Origin of the sequence: Sphingomonas sp. UNC305MFCol5.2, from assembly GCF_000712135.1 — a bacterium.
In the GTDB taxonomy this organism is placed as follows: Bacteria; Pseudomonadota; Alphaproteobacteria; order Sphingomonadales; family Sphingomonadaceae; genus Sphingomonas.
In genome coordinates, this window is record NZ_JOOE01000001.1 from 428,150 (window position 1) to 448,616 (window position 20,467).

18 protein-coding genes are annotated in these 20,467 nt (G+C 65.6%); 4 read left to right on the top strand and 14 right to left on the bottom strand.

Going from position 1 to position 20,467, the window contains the following annotated elements; genetic code table 11:
* Window positions 1-99: 99 nt before the first annotated feature.
* From BR78_RS21500 to BR78_RS20290, 3 genes are read left to right on the top strand one after another with little or no spacing between them, the layout of a single operon-like run.
* A complete protein-coding gene (locus BR78_RS21500; RefSeq protein WP_156022179.1) occupies window positions 100-225 on the top strand; it encodes a benenodin family lasso peptide in 126 nt (41 codons plus the stop codon).
* Window positions 222-926 carry a lasso peptide biosynthesis B2 protein gene (locus tag BR78_RS21505; protein WP_231478075.1) on the top strand — a complete coding sequence of 235 codons (705 nt, stop codon included), beginning with the start codon at window positions 222-224 and terminating at the stop codon, window positions 924-926. Before BR78_RS21500 ends, BR78_RS21505 begins: the two co-directional genes overlap by 4 nt.
* Window positions 923-2,668 carry an asparagine synthase-related protein gene (locus BR78_RS20290; RefSeq protein WP_037565880.1) on the top strand — a complete coding sequence of 582 codons (1,746 nt, stop codon included), beginning with the start codon at window positions 923-925 and terminating at the stop codon, window positions 2,666-2,668. The genes BR78_RS21505 and BR78_RS20290 overlap by 4 nt, the downstream gene beginning before the upstream one ends.
* Here BR78_RS20290 and BR78_RS0102165 read toward each other — a convergent pair.
* A complete protein-coding gene (locus tag BR78_RS0102165) occupies window positions 2,639-4,753 on the bottom strand; it encodes an Atxe2 family lasso peptide isopeptidase (protein ID WP_156022180.1) in 2,115 nt (704 codons plus the stop codon). The two genes, BR78_RS20290 and BR78_RS0102165, sit on opposite strands and share 30 nt — an antisense overlap.
* Window positions 4,747-7,683, bottom strand: a complete 2,937-nt coding sequence (locus BR78_RS0102170) for a TonB-dependent receptor (RefSeq protein WP_051683151.1) — start codon at window positions 7,681-7,683, stop codon at window positions 4,747-4,749. The genes BR78_RS0102165 and BR78_RS0102170 overlap by 7 nt, the downstream gene beginning before the upstream one ends.
* A 47-nt stretch (window positions 7,684-7,730) precedes the next feature.
* Here BR78_RS0102170 and BR78_RS0102175 point away from each other — a divergent pair, with 47 nt between their 5' ends.
* Window positions 7,731-9,209, top strand: a complete 1,479-nt coding sequence (locus BR78_RS0102175; protein ID WP_231478076.1) for a hypothetical protein — start codon at window positions 7,731-7,733, stop codon at window positions 9,207-9,209.
* Here the strand turns inward: BR78_RS0102175 and BR78_RS20765 are convergent.
* From BR78_RS20765 to BR78_RS0102235, 12 genes are all read right to left on the bottom strand, one after another.
* Window positions 9,200-10,198, bottom strand: coding sequence for a FecR family protein (locus BR78_RS20765; RefSeq protein ID WP_051683152.1), 999 nt, complete (start codon window positions 10,196-10,198; stop codon window positions 9,200-9,202). The two genes, BR78_RS0102175 and BR78_RS20765, sit on opposite strands and share 10 nt — an antisense overlap.
* Complete coding sequence (locus tag BR78_RS0102185; protein ID WP_231478077.1) at window positions 10,198-10,761, bottom strand: RNA polymerase sigma factor; 564 nt, start codon at window positions 10,759-10,761, stop codon at window positions 10,198-10,200. The genes BR78_RS20765 and BR78_RS0102185 overlap by 1 nt, the downstream gene beginning before the upstream one ends.
* A 413-nt stretch (window positions 10,762-11,174) precedes the next feature.
* On the bottom strand, window positions 11,175-12,101 hold the full coding sequence (locus BR78_RS0102190) for a HEPN domain-containing protein (RefSeq protein WP_029934541.1): 927 nt from the start codon (window positions 12,099-12,101) through the stop codon (window positions 11,175-11,177).
* A 693-nt stretch (window positions 12,102-12,794) separates the two neighbouring features.
* Entirely contained in the window at window positions 12,795-13,439 is a 645-nt protein-coding gene (locus tag BR78_RS0102195) for a hypothetical protein (protein ID WP_029934542.1), read from the bottom strand.
* 106 nt (window positions 13,440-13,545) lie between these two features.
* A complete protein-coding gene (locus BR78_RS0102200) occupies window positions 13,546-14,247 on the bottom strand; it encodes a DUF6602 domain-containing protein (protein ID WP_269320203.1) in 702 nt (233 codons plus the stop codon).
* Between the two features lie 34 nt (window positions 14,248-14,281).
* Complete coding sequence (locus BR78_RS0102205; protein ID WP_029934544.1) at window positions 14,282-15,181, bottom strand: CBASS oligonucleotide cyclase; 900 nt, start codon at window positions 15,179-15,181, stop codon at window positions 14,282-14,284.
* Window positions 15,181-15,678 carry a hypothetical protein gene (locus BR78_RS0102210; RefSeq protein ID WP_029934549.1) on the bottom strand — a complete coding sequence of 166 codons (498 nt, stop codon included), beginning with the start codon at window positions 15,676-15,678 and terminating at the stop codon, window positions 15,181-15,183. Before BR78_RS0102210 ends, BR78_RS0102205 begins: the two co-directional genes overlap by 1 nt.
* Window positions 15,678-16,169 carry a hypothetical protein gene (locus BR78_RS0102215; protein WP_029934551.1) on the bottom strand — a complete coding sequence of 164 codons (492 nt, stop codon included), beginning with the start codon at window positions 16,167-16,169 and terminating at the stop codon, window positions 15,678-15,680. Before BR78_RS0102215 ends, BR78_RS0102210 begins: the two co-directional genes overlap by 1 nt.
* Entirely contained in the window at window positions 16,166-17,068 is a 903-nt protein-coding gene (locus tag BR78_RS0102220; RefSeq protein ID WP_037565884.1) for an AAA family ATPase, read from the bottom strand. The genes BR78_RS0102215 and BR78_RS0102220 overlap by 4 nt, the downstream gene beginning before the upstream one ends.
* A 372-nt stretch (window positions 17,069-17,440) precedes the next feature.
* Window positions 17,441-19,306 (bottom strand): ParA family protein, encoded by a 1,866-nt coding sequence (locus BR78_RS0102225; protein WP_029934555.1) that lies wholly within the window; start codon window positions 19,304-19,306, stop codon window positions 17,441-17,443.
* A gap of 4 nt (window positions 19,307-19,310) precedes the next feature.
* Entirely contained in the window at window positions 19,311-19,799 is a 489-nt protein-coding gene (locus tag BR78_RS0102230) for a helix-turn-helix domain-containing protein (protein WP_029934556.1), read from the bottom strand.
* A 57-nt stretch (window positions 19,800-19,856) separates the two neighbouring features.
* Window positions 19,857-20,264, bottom strand: a complete 408-nt coding sequence (locus BR78_RS0102235) for a hypothetical protein (protein WP_156022182.1) — start codon at window positions 20,262-20,264, stop codon at window positions 19,857-19,859.
* Window positions 20,265-20,467 lie beyond the last annotated feature (203 nt).

The following is a 20,467-nucleotide window of genomic DNA, read 5'->3' on the forward strand; positions in this document are numbered from 1 at the left end:
AACATTCTGCATATTTTCAACGTATAAACTTCGGATACGCGTTCGGGAGGCGGATTCTTGGGCTGTCGCGATTCCAACGCGACGGACAAGGAGACGATCATGACCATCCAGGACCAACTGATCGACCTCGGCGCGGCAACCGCCGAAACCCAGGGCTTCCCGATCCCCGAGACCGACATCGTCGGCGTGGGCCTTCTGGCGGCCGGTCTTTCCGACGAGGATTGACGCAATCGGCGCCGGCGGCCCTGTGCCGTCGGCGCCTCGCGCGCGTCATGGGCTGGGAACTCGCTCCGCATGTCAGTTTCTGCGTCGCATCGGACAGGGTGCTCTTTCTCGATGTCCGGCACGATCGCTACTTCGCCTTGCCCGGCACGATGTCGGCTTCCTTCCGCGCATGGCTCGAAAGCGGCGGCCGTGCCGATCACGCGCCGCCCGCGATTCCGCTGCTCGTGGAGGCCGGCCTGCTTCGCGCCACTGTCGCAGCCGTACCGCTTCAGCCGGTCAATCTGGCAATACCGACCCGGTCGCTCCCCAAGGCGTCCGCACCCGCGACGCGGCTTGCCGCCCTCCGGGCATGGACCGGCGCGCATGCGAGCCTCTACCGGACGCGCCGCCGGCTTCGCGCCGATGGCTTGCACGGTCTGATCGCGCACGCGCGCACCGCGCGGCCGGGCACCCCCCTGCCGCCGCGGCCCTTCGCGCTCGGTTTCCAGTTCGCGCGCGGCCCGCGCGCGCTCGAAGGCGACTGCCTCCCCGCCTCGTTCGCGATGCTGGATTTCCTCCATCGCCGCGGCAGCGATGCCCGCGCGGTTTTCGGCGTGATCGCAAATCCGTTCCGGGCGCATTGCTGGCTCCAGTCGGAGACCGAGATCCTGAACGACGACGTCGACCATGTCCGTGCATTCACGCCGATCCTCGTCCTATGAGACGCGACAGCTTCGTGGCGGTCCTCGCGCGCGCCCGGAACCCGGCGCCCTTGGCAGCGACCGGCCTGGCGCCGCGCCTCGCGCTCGACGCGACCGGATCGCGGCCGGGCCTCGCGTTTCACGGCGCCGCGGCGGGACCCGTCCTGATCCTGCCCCATGGGCTCGGGATCGTCTGGGGACGGCTGTTCGACTGTAGCGGTGCGATGCTGCGCCAGGTACCCGAGCCGACAGCCAGGGCCTGGGTGACCTCGGGCGGCGCCCTGCTCGTCGATCGTTTCTGGGGAAGCTATGTCGCGCTGCTCGCAGCCGAAGACCGTGTGATCGCGCTGCGCGATCCATCGGGCGCCCTGCCCTGCTATATCGCAACCGCGGAACAGGGCGTGGTGCTCGCCTCGGATGCGCGCCGCGCCCAGGACGCCGGAGCGACCGGGCTGGCGATCGACTGGACGGAAGTGCTGTCGGAACTGCAATTCGTCGGCCGCCGCACCGCCCGCACCGCGCTCGCCGGCATCACCGAGCTGCTGCCCGGCACCGCCTTGTCAGTGACGCAGGAGCACTTGCAGGTCGACACTCTATGGTCGCCGTACCGCTTCGCGGCGGGATGGCGTGATCCGCCGGCTTTCGAGGAAGCCAGGCGCCGGGTGCGGGAGGCGATCGCGCTTTCGGTGCGCGGGCTCACCACCGATCACCACCGGCCCTTGAGCGAGCTCTCGGGCGGGGTCGATTCGTCCGTAGTGACCGCCGCGCTGCACCTCGCCCGGCGCGACGCGCGGTGCGTGACGGTGCGGGGCGGCGACGCCGATCTCGACGAGACCGGTTATGCCCGCAAAGTCGCGCAACACTTCGGCTTTCCATGGCGGAGCGTCACGCTCGACCGGCAGGCAGTGGACCTTCGACGCTCCGACGCCGCGGCACTGCCACGCCCGAGCGCCCGGGCCTTCGCGCAGGCGGTGGACCGCGCCAGCCTCGCCGCCGCGGCCGAAATGGGCTGCGATGCCTTTGTGTCGGGCGGCGGCGGGGACAATGTGCTCTGGTATTTCCAGACAGTCGCGCCGGCTCTCGACCGGCTGCAGTGCGAAGGTGTTGGGGGCTTTCTCGCGACGCTGAACGAACTTGCCTGGATGACCGGCGCCTCGCGCGCCGACGCGCTGCGCCACGTGGTGCGCCGCTGGTTGCGCCGACGTCCGCGCCCCTGGCCGCACGACGTCTCGCTGCTCGCGCCCGACGTCCGTACGCTCGAGCCGATGCCCGCCCATCCCTGGCTCCCCGCGCCGCCGGGCACGCTGCCGGGGGTGCAGGCCTATGCGCGGCTGCTGGTTCTGATGCAGGGCCATTTCGAATGGGTCGCGCGTGCCGAAACCGCCCCCGTCCTTGCTCCGCTGCTTGCGCAGCCCGTGGTCGAGACCTGCCTCGCCGTTCCGAGCTGGCTCTGGTGCCGGGACGGCCAGAACCGCGCCGTCGCGCGCGCGGCCTTTCGGGATCTTCTCCCTGCCGCCATTCTCGCGCGCGGCACCAAGGGCGGGTTCGACGGCTTCTCCCACGGGCTTTTCGTGCACAATCGCGACCTTGTGCGCGACCTGTTGCTGGGCGGCTGCCTCGCCGAACAGCGCCTGCTCGACCTTCCCGCGATCGAAGCCCTGCTCGGCAATGAGGCGCGCATCTCCAATCTGCTCGCCAACCGCCTGCTTCGGCTGGTCTCGGTGGAGGCATGGCTACGGAGCTGGTCGGGACGCCTCGGCTGAGGCCCCGGCGCGCAGCATCTTCCAGCGGGCATATTGCGCCGTCTTGGCAGGGTTCCGATCCTGCCGGTCCAGCAGCCAGAAATCGAGCCAGTCGAGCACGCGTTCATAGACGGCGCGGCGGTGCCGCGGCTGCCATTTGATGTGATATTCGTCGGGAAAGACATAGAGCTCGATCGGCTTGCCGGCGGCGCGGAGGCTGGCGACCGTCTCCAGCGCGAGGCGATATTCGCGATCGGCGGCCTGGACGAGGATCGGCGCCTCGACCCGGCCTGCATTGCGGGCGAGCGAATATTCGCGCCAGAAAGCTGGATCCTTCTCCCCCGGCGCGGGATAGCCCCAGCCCCGCGTTTCCCCGGCGAAGGCGGGCCCGGCGGCGAAGCCGGTGGTCGATGGATCCTCGCAGCAGGTGCTCATGACCGCCACCCGGTAGCGGCGGCTGTGCAGCAGCGCCCATTGCACCGTGGCCGTTCCGTCGCTCAGGCCAGTGATGGCAATGCGGTCTGCATCGACGGCGCCGGTCGCAAGCGCCGCATCGACGAGCCGGTCCAGTGCCGAGAATACGCGCCGGCGATCGGCCCAGCCCGCGATATTCGCCTTCTGATAGGCGAGATGGTTCGGGGACGGCGTCCCATAGGCGGCGGGCGTCGGCCGCTGGAAGCTCAGGACCGCATAGCCGCGCGCGGCGAGCAAGTGGACGGGATATTCGTCGCCGGTGCCGCCGCGCAGGAACCCGCGGCTATTGTACTGCACCACGACCAAGGGATGACGCTGCCCCGGCCGATGGTCGGGCGGCAGCACCAGATCGCCGAAAGCCGGCGCGCCATCCAAGGCGGTGGCGGCAAGGCGCGTCGCCGGACCGAGCGCGACCCGGCGGAATTCCGGATTGGGATCGAAGACCAGCGCCGTCTCGCCCGTCGGCAGGATGCGGACCAGCCGGCGCGGTTGTCCCGCCGCCTCGCGCCCGCAGAGCAAGGCACCGCCCTGGCGCAGGCACCCGTTCAACGGATCGGTCGTCCGGAACAGCGACACCGGAGCGCTTCCCGGCCGCCAGCGGAACAACGCGACTTCGCCGCGGCGTCTCGTGCCCCAGTCGCGCAGGAACAGGATTTCGCCCTTTCGCCACCACCATAATCCGATGATGCGATCGTCGCACGCCTCCGCCGCGCAAGCGAATAGCCTCCCCGACACGCGCGCGCCGAGCGCCTGCGGGCCGAGATAGGATCCGGCCCGGCGCGCCACCCAGGCGAGATCGCCCGTGCCACTCTCTGCGCGGAGCAATGTGCCGGCGGGAAAGCGCGGATCGGCCGCAGGCAGGAGCAGCGCCCGCTCGGTGGCGCTCGCCGCGCGCACCGCGCCATTCCCGGGACCGTAGGTGAAATATGCGAGCGGAATATTGGCGGGAGGTTCGGGCCGGTCACCCGAGAGCGGCCAGAAGCGGGTGTCGTAAAGATATCCCGCGTCGCCCTCCGCAGCAAAGGCGGCCCGAGCCTCGGCGATGCCTCCGCGCACCGCAAAGACCAGACCCTGCCCGTCGGCCGTCCACGCGAAGCGGCGTATATCGCTCGCGCCGTGGGTGAGCTGCTCGGCGGCGGCGCCCGCGGCGGCAACCCGCCACAACTGGGTCACGCCGCCGATGCGGCGCTGATAGGCGAGCCACTGCCCGTCGGGCGACCAGAGCGGGCGCAGCGCGTCGAATGCTCCGGTCCCCTGATCGGCGAGCCCGTGCATGTCGGCGAGGATCAGGGTCGGCTCGCCACCGACATCGAGCAGCCGCACCGCACGCGTCTCCAGATCGATTGCGAGCAGCCCCAGACAATAGTTGTTGGCAGCGACGCTCGCGCTCCGGAGCAGCATGGCGAGGTGCCTGCCGTCTGGCGACAGGGAGAAAGGCGGATCGCCGCCGGGCATGTCGATCGCAATCCCGAAATCGCGCAGCTCGATCAGATCCCCGGCGGTGATCGTCCGTTTCGGTCCCGGCGCCGCCGCTGCCGGCGGAAGCAGGCGCGACCGGCACTCTTCCGCCGACGCGGGTGCGGCGAGGAACAACAGCCCCGCCGCCCCCGCGCCTGCCAGCCGCCTTACCACCGCGTGCTGACCTGGAGCGCCACGACGCGCCCGAGCGGACTGGCATTCTCGACGTCATAGCCGATTGTCGTGGTGCCGAGCAGATAGGCGGTTCGCGGCGGCGCGCGATCGAACAGATTGGTGGCGCTGAGCGCGAAGGACAGCCCGGGCCGACCGCCCCCCTCGCCGATGCGGTAGCGCAGTTGCACGTCGAAGGTGAGCCAGCTCCCGACCGGCTTCGCGGCGCCGCTGGTCGCATTGACATAGCCATCGACATAATTGGCGAACAGCGCCGCGCCGAACCCGCCAAGGCTCAGCGTGGCGCGGCCGCGCAGCCGCAGATCGGGCGGATTGCCGATGGTGTCGACCAGCGCGATCGACGGCGCCGTCGCCGTGAGCCGCTGCCGGAAATCCAGCAAATAGCTGCCGCTCATCCCGATTTCGGCGCCGCCGCCCTCCAGCGCGAACCGGTAGCCGAGGTCGAAGTCGAGCCCGGACATACGCTGCGACGCGAGATTCTGGGTGCGCGCATCGACGATCGCGCTGATCGCGCTCGCAGGGATCGCCGTCAGCGGCTGGAAAAACGGACTGGCATAGTAAGCGGCGACCGCCGCGGGATCGGGGCTGACGTGGATGATCGGCGCATAGACCGCGCGGTTGGTGAAGAAAGTGAGCAGCGCCGAGGACGGGTTCACGATCCGGTCGCGATAATGGATCCCGAAATAGCCGAGCTGGCCGTGCAGGCCGGACCGTGCCTCCGGCCGCAGGTCGATGCCGGCGGTCCAGGTGGCGGCGCGCTCGGGACCGAGATCGGGATCGTTGCCGCGGACGATCAGCGCATTGGTCACACCGCCGGGTGCCGAAGGATCGGGTACCGGATAGGCGAAATAGACGGTCGTGCTGGCATCCTGCCGCAAATCGCCGAAACCCGGCGCGCGAAAGGCGGTGCCGAAGCTGCCGCGCAGCCGCAGCGCGCGCACCGGCGCCCAGGAAAGCCCTACCCTGGGATTGACGGTCTCACCGATGCCCTCGTAGCGCTCGCCGCGCAGGGCTGCGGACAGATCCAGCCGGCCGATCCCGAACCCTTTGCGGTCGAAATCCGACAAGGGGAGTGCCAGTTCGGCATAGGCCGCCGTGACGTTGCGCACGCCCCGGAATGCGCTGGCCGTCGACACGATCGGCGCGGCCGTCGTGATGTCCAACCCCGCGGGATCGCTCACATAGCGCTCGCGGCGGTGCTCGGCGCCCAGCGCGAGCCGGACATCCCCCGCCGGCATCGCGAACAGGGGCCCGTCGCCGCGCAGCTGGAACGCCCAGAGCCGATAGCGGCCGCCGCTGGTGAGCGTGCCGCGGATCCTGTCGAGCGTCGCGGGATGGTTCGCGCTGCCGTCGCCGAACAGGTTGAGCGCGGTCGCGCGACTGGTGTCCGCGAGCGCAAGCGCGGCCCGCGCCGTGTTGACGAGATTATCGACCGTCAGCCCCTCGCTCTGCTGGCCATAGGTGGTGCCGAAGGCGAGATTCCAGCGCTCGACAGCAAGATCCGCGCCGAGCGTGGCGCCGAGCGCCTGGCTGAACCCGCGGCCGCGCTCGGCGCCGAGATCCTGACCGAAATTATACGCGACCTGCACCGGCTGGCGCGTGCCGATCGGATCGACATAGAAGGGATTGGTGACCGGAACGGTCAGGGTCAGGGCATTGCGTGCGGTCGGGCGCCGCACCTCGTAGCGGCGATCCCCGAACAGCGCCTGGGCATGGAGCTCGAGATCGCCCAGCGACTGGCGGGCGCTGGCGAATACGGCGTGCCGCGCCTGCTGCGGCAGAATATCCGAGCCGGCATAGCGGTCGCGCAGATTGACCTGCCCGGGAAGCAAGTCGCTTGCCCGCAAGGCAGTGCCGTCCTGCCCGGCAGGGATGCCGAACCGCCGTCCGCCCGCGATGATCGTGCCGGGCACGCCGGCGGCGCCGCGATAGTCGCCCAGCCCGTAGCGGCGGAGATCCTCGCTGACATAGGGACGGTCCTCCGCGGCGAGCCGGCTGCGGAAATAAACTTCGTAGGAGAGCATCGCCTGGCCGCTCGACCAGCGCGTGCCGGCGATCGCGCTGCCCTGGAATTCGCGCACGCCGTCGCCAAGACCGTAGCGCAGCGCCATCTCGGCCCCGCGAAAGCGGCTGCGCGGCACGATGTTGACCACCCCGGCCACCGCATCGGATCCATAGAGCGCCGAGGCGCCGTCGGGCAGGACCTCGATGCGCTCGATGGCGCTCACCGGGATCATCGATAGATCGGTGAAGATGCCGGAGACGCCGGCCATGGGCGGCCGCTCGCCGTCGAGCAGCACCAGAGTCGAGGAAGCGCCGAGCCCGCGCAGATTGATGCCCGCCCCATAGCTGGTGTTCGAATCGGCGTTGCCGCGCGCCGTCGCCGCGGTCGTCTCGTTGGGCCCGCCGCCGAAATTCTGCGGAAGCGACTGCAATATCTGCTGCGCGGTCGCATAGCCGCTCTGGTCGATCGCCGTGCGGTCGAGCGTGATCACCGACGCCCCCGCGGGCGCGCGCCCGCGAATACGGGTGCCGGTGACGACGATCGCCGCGTCACCGGCACCCTCCCCGGTGCCTTGGGCGTCTTGCGCGCTTTCGGCATCCGCGCGCTGGATCACCAGCGCGTCTCCGACCCGGCGGGGACCGAGGCCGCTGCCCGCGAGGAGCAGGGAGACAGCGGCCTCGGGGGAAAAGTCGCCCTTGAGCGCGGGCGCGCGCTTGCCCGCGACCAGCCCGGTGGGCGCGACGATCGATTGGCCCGAACGGCGCGCGACCGTCCGCAGCGCATCGCCGAGCGGCTGGGCGGGCAGATCATAGCTCCGCGCCTGATAGCCGGCCGCCGCCGGCAGCGTCCCGCACAGCGTCAGTGCGGCGCCGGTCAGGAACAAGGTCTTGAACGTCCGGATTTGCATCGTCTCTCCCCCAGCCGGCCGCCTTCGCGGCGGTCTCGATGGGGTGCATGACGACAGCGACGGGAATTCCCCCCGGCACGAACCAAATATTTCCGCGGCGCCCATGTACGCAGCCGCGCGAATATGCTGCGGCAGGCGGGCATCGAGGCGCGGCGGCGCCATCATACAAGGAGGACTGGATGGCGGGCTTGACCGATATGGAGGAATTGCTCGCGACCGTCCCCGAGTCCGAAATCCGCGATTATCTGCGTGAAGCGATGGTCTGCTACGGCGCAGGAGCCTATCGCGGCTGCGTGGTGCTGGTGCACACCGCCCTGTTCGAAGGGCTGCGGCAGCGTTTGCTGGCGCTGGCTCCGGTCAATTCAGCGGCCAAGGCGGTTTCCGCCGCCATCGAGCCGCTGGCATCGGCCCAGAAAGTCTTCGAGTTGTCGCTGGTCCAACAAATGAAGACGGCGGCAATCATCACGCAGCTCGAGGCGGACATTCTCGAGCAACTCAACAAACAGCGTAACAAGGCGGCGCATCCCTCGGGGCACAAGGTCACGGCGGAGGAAGCGCGGTTCGTCTTTTCCGAGGCCATTCAGAAATTTCTGTCGAAACCCATCCGACAAACCTCGGTGCTGGTACAAAATATCGTAGACCGGCTCGACGGACCGAATTTCTTTCCCGGTTCGCAGCTCGGAGACATCAAGCTCATCGTCGATCAGGAGACCGAGAATCTCGACGCGGCGGCGATGCCCCAGCTGATTGCGAAGCTCCTCGGCGCGATCGAGGGCGCCCAGCCCGATGCGGCAAAGAACGCCCGCCGGTTCCTGCTCGCACTGGCGAACCGCAAGGAACCCTCGATCCGCGCGTTGATCGTCAAACAATTCCTCGATGCGAAGACGGCCGACGATACCCATGCGACGCTGGTCTCGACCCTGACCACGAGCGACCCCCGGCTCCTCGATGGCCTGAAGCCCGGAACGCGGGTGCGGGTACGGGCCCTGCTGCTCGCGCATGCGCAAACCGTTGGCGTGGCAGTCCCCTATGTCGAGCTTCGCAACCCCGCGCATGTCCTCGCCGCAATCGTGGCGGAGCTTGGCGAGGCATTCGCGACGGGCAACTACAAGGAATTTGTCGACTGGATCCTCGAACAGGGTCCGCAGGCACCGGAATTTGTCACCGCTCTGGCCGGGGCGCCCGGTCTCTTCGGCCGCTTGTTCGCCCATTACCTTGCGCGCGCGTCCAGTTCGCAATGGGATATATCGAACCCCTTCGCCGCCGGCGCGCCCGCGCTCGATGCCCCGCTTTCGAACATCGTGAGCGACGAAGAGGCGTTCCGCCTCGTGGTGGCCATCGCACGCGGAGCTGACTGGAACGGTTTTGGGCCGCTTGAACTCGCCAACGCCAGGTTCGCGGCACTTCCGGGCCTCAAGGCCAAGGCCGTGACCTTCGCCGGCGCCGATTCCGCCGGAGCACTCCAGCATATCCAGCAAGCCGGACTGACGGATACGCTCGCCGACTTCGTGGCGACCTATTTCTGAGCGGACGCCGGGCGCAGGCGACGAAGCACGAGCTCGCCATCGGCCGATTCCTGGACCTGTAGCCCAAACGCCGCCGCCAGCGCGGCGGCGAGCGCAGCGGGATCGCCGACCTTGAAGCCGCCTGTGACCTTCAGTTCGCCGAGCGTCGGGTCGGCGAGCGCGATGTGCCGCGTCGAATAGCGATTGGCGGTGGCGATCACTTCGCGCAGCGGCACCCCGTCGAAGTCGAACATCCCCCAGACCCAGCCGAGATCGTCCGGCGTCGACGGACGGGGCGCGACGCGCGAAGCGCCGGGATCGAGTGCAAGGCTCTGCCCCGGCGCGAGACGGGCCAGCACCGGCGACGGGAATCTCGCGCCTGCGCCACGCACATCGACACTGCCGCTGAGCAGCGCGACCTCGATCCGGCCGGCTACGAGGCAGACGTCGAAGGTCGTGCCCGTGGCCACGACTTCGCGGTTGCCGGCCGCCACGATGAAGGGGCGTGCGGTATCGCGCGCGACCTCGAAGCGCGCCCTGCCAGCGCGCAATATCAGCCGACGCTCACCCGCCACAAAGCGCACGGCCAGCCTGGTTCCGGCGTCGAGCGTGACGCGCGTGCCGTCCGCGAGCCGGACATGGCGAATGCCGATCTGCGAGGCGATCTCCTGCCCCGGAGAACCAGGCCCGCCAGTCGGTGCGCGATGGGCAAGCAGCAGCACGACGACCAGAAGCGCAGCGATACTCGCGGCGATCGCATAGCCCCAGGGGATGCTCCGCGAACGGGCCCTCGGTGGCAGCCCCTCCCAAGCCTGGCCGACCGGCGTGTGCGTGACGAGACGCGATTGCGCCCAGGTCACGCGCATGCGTTCGTACATGCGCCGGTGGCGGGAATCCTCGGCAAGCCAGGCTTCGAAGGCACGGCGGTCGCGCCCGGCATCGGGCGCCCGCATCCGCGCAAACCATTCGGCGGCTGCCTCCCGCACCGCCTCGTCGGATTCCGATGCCATCAGCGCGAGCCGAGGAGGTCGCTCAGATCCAGCATGGCACGCGCGATACGCTTCTCGACCTGCTTCAACGTGAGGCCGGTTCGTTCGGCAATCTCGGCATAGGTCAGGCCCTCGACACGGTGCGCCATGAAAACCTCCCGCGTTTCCTGCGGCAGCTCCAGCATGGCGAGCTCCAGCCGGTCAAGCAAATCGCGCGTCTCGAGCAGGCGGAATTGATCCAATCCGGCGAGGACCGCGTCGTCGGCGGACATATGCAGCGCCGCCGAACGCCGCACCGCGAACTTCGCCCGGTCGCGCAGCAAATTCTGGCCGATCCGCCGCAGATAGGCCTCGGGCCGCATCAGCCCGGCGCCCGCCCCTGCCCCCAGCATCCGCGAGAAGCTTTCCTGGACCAGGTCCCGTGCTTCCTCCGGATTTGCCGTGCGGCGCCGGAAGAAGCGGAGCAGCCGCGGTCCCTCGGCGCGGTACAGCGAAGCCACGTCCTCGGCCGCGTCCCCCGTCTCGCCCGCGGCAAGCGGTTCGCCCGCCTCTTCCCCGGCACGCGCCACAGGCCGGCCGCTCACGCCGGGCCCGGGCGGCGGCGCCGCCCCTCCAGAAGTCGGAAATTCGCCGAACCGTCCACCAGCCGCCTCTCCGCTTCGAGGCAGGCCGGCGACAGCCGGGTGATGAGAACATGTCTGAAAGTACATGCGCCCATGTCTTTGGCCGCAAGCGGCTTGGACATGCACATGGGCCACCCGGCCACACGCATGACCGGCTATAACGCTTTCAGACGAGGTTCTCACGCCTCGGCGCCGGACGGATACCGGCGCACCCGAATCCTACGATTCGCCCGGCACAATGCAAGTCGCGCAAGCGTCGACTAATCCAAATCGGAGCAAAGTAGCGTCAGCGGACAGATCCCGCGTCGCACAGCTGAAGATCAGCATCGCCCGATGCTGATCTCACGAGCCTTGGAACGCCCGCCGCCTCTCGTTCAATTCGCAATCCCGGCTTCCGCCCGCAATTGATCCAGCCGCTCTCGGCAAAGCTGCTCGACGACATCGCGCAACTGCTTCACCGACACAGCAATCGCGTCCAGATCCTCGGCAGCGATCTCATAGGACGAGGAATAGCGCGCCTCGACATAAGCCCGCTTCAACAGTTCGAACCGGCGTCGATCCATACGCGTCGCCCGCGGCCATGCGGCAACCAACCGATGATCCTTGTCCTCCGACAGCGAGCGCAGGAACTTGATGTTGTGCGACCGCGGGAAATAGAGCGTCCATACGAGAAGAAAGCAGGCGTAAGCGGTCTCAGTCGCTTGGTGAAAATTGAACGCGGCGTTACGTACCCAATCGCCGTCCGCATCACTTTCGGCTTGTGACACGAGGGCCAGCTTCATCCACCGATCAGTTGCCCGGATCTGGGTATTAAAATACCCCACTGCCATTTCGACCGCATCGGCCGGCTTCAAAGGCTTCGGCGCGGTCAGCGCGTGGTTCGGCAACTCGTACAGGGCGATGCCATCCCGGGCGATATCGACCCAGAAATACTCGCCCCGCTCGAGCGCCTGATTCACTTCGTTCAGCGTATGCACGATGATGTTTACCGGCCGCCCAACCGCCGCATCGTGCAGGATCAGATCCTCCGCGACGTACCAGTAGTCCGCTATGTCGGTCAGATCCTCATGGCTGACGATCACCAGCAGATCGAAGTCGGACTGATAGCCGTTCTCAGGCTCATCGACCCAGTCCTCGCGGGCATAGGATCCGAACAGGATTATCTTGAGGATCTTGCCGTTCTTCTTCCACGGCTGGGTGGCCATCGCGATCGCCCGGGAGAACTCCTCGCGCAGCGTCGCGACAACGCGCACGAGCTCGTCCTGCTGGGTCGTCGGGAGATGATCGACGTCGTTACGCATCGTTCGCGGCTACTTCCTCATTACCCCATCAAAGTCGTAACAGCGGGCACCTGTTTCCACAATGTTCCCCTCGCCGCCGCACCGCAGGCGCGGCCCACAAGGCGCACTCTCGCGAGAGGCCGGCCGTCGCGGCGGCGTGCGCGCGGGCCTGTGGGCCAGCCGCCGCCGCGCCCCCCGGCCGCGCGAGTGTGCCACGCGGCAAAAAAAAGCTGGCGGACCCTGCCGGCTTCGCAGAAGTCGGCAGAGCACGCTCCGCTGATCCCCGCGTTCAAACGATCCCCGTGTTCAAGAGATCTCGGCCCTGCGATCGCGATCGTATTGTGAAGTCCACGTGGTCGACCGCCGACACCTCCGAAGCCTTAATCGGGGTGGAGCTCGGACGGGACTGGCAGAACGCATTTTCGCGACATAACGGTTATGGCGCGAAACGTCCGCTACGCGCCCTAATCCTCATTCAGCCTCGCCTTCGCGCTTCCCGAAAGCGGACATGCGTTTCAACTGGATCGCGCACGGCAGCCGCTGTCCTCGTGCATCATGCGACAGCATCAGGAGGGGACTTAGGCGCAGGCTTTTGACGCGTGCTTGTGTGCAATGAATGTGGGAATCAGCGTGTGGTCGGTGTTCTTGGACTTAGGACCCAAGGTGGTGACCTTATTGTAAAGGATAGAGGCGGAATGCTCAGCTGCCAACAATCTAGAGGTAAGAGTCCATCTCGATAATGAGATCGAATATGTCGCCCGGCCAAAGGTCGGAGTGCAGGATCTGCCGTCCATTGTCAGCGGCAGAGTATGTCAGTCCTTTCCAACTGACGGGCGATGCTCCGGGGTTCTGGAAGTGGATCTTGCCGCCGTGCGACATAGCGTTGCGAACGGTCCGGCCGAAGTTCCAGACGTGGGGCCATCCGGTGACGTCCGCTCCGAATTTAAGCTCAACCTCCTCTCGACATTGCTCGAAGAATGCCGTCGCGAGTGCTTGACCGAAGGATTGCAGAAGATGACTAACCGCGCCGAGGCCCAAAACCGCGTCGACGTCCGGCTGGCAGGCGACGAGGCGACCCATTTCGATGTGTTCGGATCGGGCATTGTGACTGATGGCCGAAACGGTGATGTAGGGCCGCCAAAGCCAGCATGCGGGAGATTGCTTGCAATCGAAGCGCGCTAGATCCGCGGGGCCATAATTGGTGGACGCCCCGGACACACCAGCTTCCGCAAAGTGAGCGAAGCCAAGTACCGCAACACAATATGCTTCAAAAACGTCGAAATAACGGGCGCTTTGCGGGATCTTGTCGTCGAAGAAAGGACTTGGCTCGTTACCAGTCTCCTTTGCTCCGATGCTCATGCAAATATGGCCACCTTCAAGATGCAACGATACCCTCCTTGGGCGGTAGGGAAACCGGACTAAGGTGGCAATCGGTTACTCGCATGCGATGCCGTCCCCGTGGCGGTCAGTCGCTATGTTGCAGCCAGCGCGCGTAGGCGTCGACGTCAATCATCGGGACCGTGCCGCTGAACTGAAGCATGCTGATGAGCTTGAACAGGAACGCGGTCGCCGGCTTCGCTTCGGGGAAAAAGGTGAAAGCGTCGCCCCCGCGCACGAAATGACCGTGGCTGGCGATGCAGCCGAGATCGAGCACACCGTCACCGACATCTGCCTTTAGCGCCTTTTCCGCGGCGTCACCGAATGCGGGAGACCAATCGCTGTCGAGGGTAAGCAACCCGCCGAGTATCCGGATCGGCGGCTTGGCGGCGAACGTTCCGCCGGCATGCGGGATGGGCAACGAGGTGCGGTGCAGCCGCCGGACCGATGCAGTTTTCTCCTGAGCGTATTTTACATGCGCGGCGTTGGCGACCTGCTTGGCCTCGAACACAGCGTATACGCTTTCCGCCGGAATGACCTTCTGGCCTTCGACCACAAAGATGAACGGCGTATACTGGCGGTCGAACACAACTACGTCGATCTGCTGACTGATATTGTCGAGGCTGTCGATCACGTGCGCGCGGGCGACGCTGTAGCGTTCTGGCAGATAGCGCTCGAGCAACTCGAGCCAGATCGCCTCGCTGCCGTCGCCGAGCACGCCCGGGTGACCGATCGTGTCGCGAACCGTCTGCAACCTGCGCTCGATGTCGGCGTGAAGGCTAGCGAGCATCTTGTTCAAGGACCAAGTCATCGGGTCTTTTCCTCTACGACAGCGGGAATTTGGGGCCGAAGAGCGCACGCCACGCCTTGAGCGCGTCCCCGCCACGACCTTCGCGTGCATGGCGGATCGCTTGCGACGCATCGCGGCTCGCCGTCGCGAGGAGAGTGCGCGCCCGGGCGCGGCGGTTCGCGTCCATGCAGTCGCTGACCGGCGGTCCGAGTCCAGCCGGGTCGGGCCACACATCGTCGATGCGATCGGCCAGCGTCTGGAAGAATGCCTGCAGCTCATAGGCAAAGCTGCCGCCCCATGGCGCGTGCAGGCATTCGAGCGCCATGACCTCGATCAGGAACGACGGTTTGACCGCCTTCTCGCGGTGCTTCGGGTTGTTATTCCAATATTTGACCATGCGCACGATACCCTTCCATTCGGACGAGTGCGCTTGGTGCGCAGCCGTGGCTTTGGCGGCATGCGTTTCGGGATTGGTGAGGATCCACGTCCCTTTGTCGCGGTCGGGGATCTCGTAGTCGTCATCGCACGCGAATGCGGGTACGACATCGACGCTGACGATACGATAGTCGGTGTTGTCCTCGGCATCGGCGACCACTCCGAAGTCGACGTTGACGCTGCGCGTCTGCTTGCGCACGGCGGCCGTGCCGTATTTCTCGACAAGGGCGTCGTAGAAGGCGTCGATCACGGTGTCCGGCGATTTGTCGCGGTAGTGACGCTCCGCTTTGCCAAGCTGCAAGAAGATATCGATGTCCTTGAGCGGCTTCGTCTTGGTGTGGCGCTTGTAGGATCCGGTCAGGAAGCTGCGCTCAATCGAGAATTTGGCAGCCAGATAGTCGCGCACCTCATTCTGCCGCACAGACGCATTGGCCTGCTCGCGATCGTTCAGCTCTAGCCGACTCTTGAACTTCCGAAACGCATCGTCGATGGTCAGCATCACGGTTTCCTCCAGTAAGCGGCGTTAGCGCCCAGCCCATTGTGCTCGATCGTCGAGCCTAGGCTCTGCCGCACGAAACCTTCGGTGCTGCGCGCGGTCGCGGAGCCCCAGCCTTCGACGGGCGGGGCGCCCTGCTTGCGGCGCAGGGTCAGGTCGTATTTCGCGTCGGTCGGCGCGACGCCGGCCTTGCGAATATGGAACCGCAGCTGCTCGGTGTCGGTGTAAAACCCGCCGTCGCCGGTGTAGCCGTAAACCACCTCGATCTCCCACCGGATGATCAGCGCGTTGGTGGCGGGGTGATAGATGTCGAGCATCACCTTGGTGAGGTGGCCCGACGACAGCCAGGTGCTGATCGCACGGTGGTTGGACGACCAGTCGGCGGCGAACGACGCCGGGTCGAGCCCTGCCATACGCACGATATCCTTCAGGCTCTTGAGGATGTTGTCGGTTACATAGGTGACCGAGTGCGTATAGGTGTTGACGGTAACGCTGGTCATCAGCTGAACAACCCCTTGAGATCAATGTCCATCACCCCGCTCGCGGCGCCTGCGGACTGGTCCATCGATGCGCTCTCAGAAGTGTCGGTGGCGCCCTTGTCGCTGGCGTCGCGCGCGGTGATTCGGCTCGACAGCCCGGCGAGCGCTGCCGACACCCAGCTGAGGTCATCGCCCAGGCAGGGCAGGGAGACGCGCCAGTCGCCCTCCACCGCGTTGTGCGGCAGCCGCGATTCATCCGCGGTGTCGGCGTCGAGCGCATCATCGTCGTAGACGCAATAGATGCGGGTGCGCGGCCCGCTGCACGTCGAGACGATCGCCGAGTGCTGCGGGGCCATGTCCGCGATGATCGACGAGGCGACGCCGCTCACCGAGAGGAGTTCGTCGCGCGCTGCGCTCTGCCCAGTGCCGGCGAGGAGATCGACTATAACGCGCCAGCTGTCGTCGGCGCTGCGCGTCGGGACGCTCGTGACGGTGCGGCGATAGACGGTCATGCGACCCCCGTGCGCGCAGTGCGCTCGCTGACCGACTGGCGCAGCGCGAGAATCAGATCCGCGATGGTCACACTGGCGGGGTCGAGCGCGACCGCGCGATTGCTGGCCAGCGCGTTCGCCACCGCCTTGCGGATCGCGCGGGCATCAAGTCCGTTGCCCGCGGCAGCGCAGGTGGCGAGTCCAAGTTCGTCGGCAAGCCCGCCTATCGCCGGATAGGCGGCGCCGAGCGCCCTTAGGCACCGTTTGAGGATTTCGAGCCGCGCTGGAGCATCGGGCAGCGGTACGGTCATCACCAAGTCGCAGCGCGACGTGAAGGCGCTGTCGAGCGCTTCGGGGAAGTTGCTGGTGGCGACGAACAGCAGGTGGGGATAGCGCTCAGCGAGGGCATCGAGCTGGATGAGCACCGCATCGGTCGCGCGGTGGATGTCGATCGGGTTGGCCTCAAGGCTCATTCGCGACCGGTCGGCGGCGAGCGTCTCGACCTCGTCGAGCAGCACGATCGTCGGCCCGGTCGCTGCGGCTTCCGCGATCGTCTTCGAGAACAAGTCTGTGACCGCGCGCTGCGTCTTGCCCATACCCGAACTAGTCAGCGAGTGCGGTTCGACTTCCAGCAAGGTGAAACGCTGGCGGGGGAAGGCGAGCGCGACACGGTGGGCGAGACCACGTGCGAGCGAGGTTTTGCCGGTTCCCGGTGCGCCCGTCATCAGGATGACGCCGTGGAGCGGGAGTTCGGCCCGCGAAACCCGCGGGCGGACCGTGTAGTTGAGAACTGCATGGGCAAGCAGCCGCTCGCGCACGTGCTCGGGGACGACAATCGCGTCCCAATACTCCCCGAGCCTGTTGTCGGGCAGCGCACGGCGCACGTGAATGCCTCGCGGCAAGTCGTCGTAGTCAGCCATCAGACACCTCACTTAACATATAAGTTATGTACAGGGGGGTCTGAGCAGTTTCAAGATCCGCGTGCAGAAAAATTTAGTTATATATTAAGTTTTGCGTTTTCAGAGCGTTGCGGCGGAATGAGCTTGAGCTACGGGATGCCGGCCAAAAAAAACCCGGCGATCGCTCGCCGGGCTGGTCGTTTCCGAAAAGGTGCGACCTCGAAGCGTCGCTTAGTCTTCAGCTCCGGTTTCGTGTACCATTCTCGGTCTCCTTCGTGGCCACGGATAAGATGGAATCCCTAAGCATTGGTTAGCTTGGAAGTTCCGCTTGACGGCGACTTCGCATGGAATCACCGCCCTCGCAATATGAATCTAGGACGCGCTGGCCGCGTTTCAATTTGTTGATGTCGCCTTAGCGATGAATGGCGGCATTAGGGCGTCACCGCGTTCGAGCGTCGCGCGCATCTCATTCAGGTCGGCCTCGAAATCCTCTTCCGACATGTTGAGATATCGCCAGCAGCTAAAAACGGGTCCGCTTGACGCTACGAGGCGTCGCTCCGCCGTAACCAGTTCGGCTGCCGCGTGGCTCGAGCGGCCAAGGACACTGTGCACTAGCGCGAAGCACTGATGGGCGTTGGCATCGGTTTCGCTGCCGCTTACGATCAAGGCGTCGACCGCTCCGAACAGTTCGACCGAGGGCGAGCCGCTGCTCCCCCATGCCGCCATCGCACGATTAAATGTAGCGGCCAGTCTGCCTTCGCGACTTGTGCTGGCAGTTTCGAGCCTCTCGGCCATTGCCAGTGCTTCTGCAAACCGCTGCGAGCCAATCAGCGCCAGCTGGGCGGTATTGAGAAAGGCCGAGCGATCTTTTCGACGCAGGTCTAGATCATCGGCGTATTCGAGACACTTGTCTGCAACGAGCGACAGTTTCTCACGATCGGCCATCAGGATCTGGGCGAGGAGCTGCTTCACCTTGATCGGCGTGCTAGCCGATTGGAACAACTCGTCTGCCAGCGCGATCGATTCAGGTTTCAGATCCGACATCAGCACCTGCATCGCGGGACCGAACTCGAAGATGGTCCCGTCGTGCGACTTGAGCACCGAGATCATATCTTCGCGACCTTCCTCGCGACGGCCGGTGTTGAAACGTGACACTCCTCGCGACATGAACGCCCGAGCGGTTGCCGCTCCATGCTCGATGGCGATCGTACGTGCGGCGATGTCGCGTTCAAATTCGCCCGCGAAATGAAACATCTCGCCGGCCGCCATAGCAATGTCCGGATCGTTCGAATGCCGTCGCAGAATCTCGGATGCATCTTTGACGATCGTCAGCCGGTACTTGTCGCGGCCTGCGCCGCGCGCGCGCCTGTAACGTTCAGGCATCTTTGTCAGCGCAAGCAACGCACCGTCGCGGTCATCAAAGTTGCGCGAAGCGATTGCTGTGAGGAGATCGCTGTATTCCTTGGCAAGCAATGCACCCGGCTTGCCGATCGCGATGATCGGCTTGATCAACAACTCCAAACTTGTCCGATGGTGAATCGTCGTCGCCGGCTGATCGATGTCGTCATTGTAGCCAAGTTTCAGGCTCGCCTTGTCGAGTAGCTCCTTGAGGATACCGTCCTCGTCATATTCATAGGGCACGTTCGAAGGACAGAAATGAAGGTGGATCGGCTCGGCTCGCTCGCTCGATTCCTCCCGAATACCCTGGACGATCGGTACTAGCCCGTCGACGTTCTGATCATTAGGGAGATACATGATCGCGACGGCGTCGGGCAGATGGCGTGTGCAGATGCCGCCGACATCAGTGTGGCCGGTGCGACTGTCGATGAGGACGTAGTCGAACCCGTGATCCTCGAAATCCGCCCACTGCTGTCGAACATCCTCGAGGAGAAGATAGCCCTCCTCTTCGTCGTACAGCCGCTCCCAGTCGATCGCGTTCAGTCGCTCGGTGTAGTTGGCGGCGCCACTGTCGCCCGCTGGCATCACCCATATCGACTGGCCTCGGTGTACGCAGGGCACGACGAAATCCGCGATGTCCGGCGCGGTCGAGGTCGCACGATATTGTTCAATGAGATCGACAATCCCACGCTGACCTCTGGCTTCCGCAAACGCATCGAAGCTCGGCAATCCGGGCGCCTCGAGATCGAAATCGACCAGCAGCACGCGCTTGCCCGCCTGGGCGAAGCCGAACGCGACATTGACGAGCGCCATCGTCCGGCCGACGCCGCCCTTGTAGGAATAGAAGGTGACGACGTGCATCGGGTTATGCCGCGTGCTGGGTGAGTAGCGGCGGCCGAGCCGCGCAGCCGCGGCGCACCACGAACTTGGCCTTGGCTGCAAGCTGCACCGCCGAGGCCGGACGATGGAAGCGATACCGCGCCTGCTCCGGGCCGAGCTCGACTGGTTCGGTCGGTGTGTCGGTCGGCACATCGCAGGTGGCATCCGCGACCGACGTGGCGTTTCTGGCCGGCGCTTCGACAAGCTGGCATCGCGCACCAAGGACGTAATAAATTTTGGCGAGTGTTCTGAGCGTGAGATTGTGCGCTCCGTCGCCGAACATCTGGCTGACGCGGGCTTGGGATACGCCGAGCCTCTCTGCGAGATCGATCTGCTTGAGGCCGCGCTCGCGCAGCGCGCGCGCGATGCCGGTCTGCACATCCACAATTAGGTCTTCCTGCGCCTTGATGACCTCATAGCTCTCTTCGGCCTGGGCCGTACGCCCACGGGTCTTTCGCGCAGTATCCTGCACCATCGTTGCTGTCTCCATTCGTTCGGATCCAAAGGCAGGAGCCCGGATCGGAAAGATCGTTCAAACTATCTGGCTCAGGCGGATCGCTTCCTTGCCGGCGCTGTCGAGCAACGTGCGATCGGCCTTCGCCTGCTTCTTCGCGGCGTCCATGCCGGTTACGAAGAACGACGCCGTCTTCGCGTGCAGGGCGCCGAAGCCGAACAGCCGGACGGCCCCGGCCTTGAATTCCTCCAACCGCACCTGTCGGCGCTCGGCTTTGAAATGCTCAAGGAACTTGAACATCTTCTCGTTCATGTCGATTGGCCCATGATCGCAATAATGCTGCATCAGGCTCTCCAGCCGGGCTCGTGCGCGAAGATCGACCAAGGTCGGGTCTATAAGGACAGCCCATTCGCGCTCACGTAGGTAGATCGCGCGTCTAACCTGTATCCCGCCGGTAAACCGCTGCACATAGCCCTGCGGCGCCATCGATTCGCCTTCGCTTCATTGGAGTTAATATATACGTTAAGGCGCCGTGGTCAACCACTCGCGCCGTGCTAATTGCATTCTGCCGCTCGCGTCTGGCCAGAAGCGACGAGCGTCGCACAGGGCAAACTTGGCTACAATGCGGACAGTTCACTTTGGTAAAAATCAACGACCGATGGGGTGAATGGCGATTCGGCCAATCGCGC

What these genes read in the sequence shown, in the direction of transcription:
- BR78_RS0102215 (WP_029934551.1), bottom strand. Translation starts at nt 16,169, where the DNA reads ATGACCGTCTATCGCCGCACCGTCACGAGCGTCCCGACGCGCAGCGCC.
- BR78_RS0102175 (WP_231478076.1), top strand. Translation starts at nt 7,731, where the DNA reads ATGACGACAGCGACGGGAATTCCCCCCGGCACGAACCAAATATTTCCG.
- BR78_RS0102190 (WP_029934541.1), bottom strand. Translation starts at nt 12,101, where the DNA reads ATGCGTAACGACGTCGATCATCTCCCGACGACCCAGCAGGACGAGCTC.
- BR78_RS0102210 (WP_029934549.1), bottom strand. Translation starts at nt 15,678, where the DNA reads ATGACCAGCGTTACCGTCAACACCTATACGCACTCGGTCACCTATGTA.
- BR78_RS0102235 (WP_156022182.1), bottom strand. Translation starts at nt 20,264, where the DNA reads ATGGCGCCGCAGGGCTATGTGCAGCGGTTTACCGGCGGGATACAGGTT.
- BR78_RS20765 (WP_051683152.1), bottom strand. Translation starts at nt 10,198, where the DNA reads ATGGCATCGGAATCCGACGAGGCGGTGCGGGAGGCAGCCGCCGAATGG.
- BR78_RS0102200 (WP_269320203.1), bottom strand. Translation starts at nt 14,247, where the DNA reads ATGCTCGCTAGCCTTCACGCCGACATCGAGCGCAGGTTGCAGACGGTT.
- BR78_RS0102195 (WP_029934542.1), bottom strand. Translation starts at nt 13,439, where the DNA reads ATGAGCATCGGAGCAAAGGAGACTGGTAACGAGCCAAGTCCTTTCTTC.
- BR78_RS0102220 (WP_037565884.1), bottom strand. Translation starts at nt 17,068, where the DNA reads ATGGCTGACTACGACGACTTGCCGCGAGGCATTCACGTGCGCCGTGCG.
- BR78_RS0102225 (WP_029934555.1), bottom strand. Translation starts at nt 19,306, where the DNA reads ATGCACGTCGTCACCTTCTATTCCTACAAGGGCGGCGTCGGCCGGACG.
- BR78_RS0102170 (WP_051683151.1), bottom strand. Translation starts at nt 7,683, where the DNA reads ATGCAAATCCGGACGTTCAAGACCTTGTTCCTGACCGGCGCCGCACTG.
- BR78_RS20290 (WP_037565880.1), top strand. Translation starts at nt 923, where the DNA reads ATGAGACGCGACAGCTTCGTGGCGGTCCTCGCGCGCGCCCGGAACCCG.
- BR78_RS21500 (WP_156022179.1), top strand. Translation starts at nt 100, where the DNA reads ATGACCATCCAGGACCAACTGATCGACCTCGGCGCGGCAACCGCCGAA.
- BR78_RS0102230 (WP_029934556.1), bottom strand. Translation starts at nt 19,799, where the DNA reads ATGGTGCAGGATACTGCGCGAAAGACCCGTGGGCGTACGGCCCAGGCC.
- BR78_RS0102205 (WP_029934544.1), bottom strand. Translation starts at nt 15,181, where the DNA reads ATGCTGACCATCGACGATGCGTTTCGGAAGTTCAAGAGTCGGCTAGAG.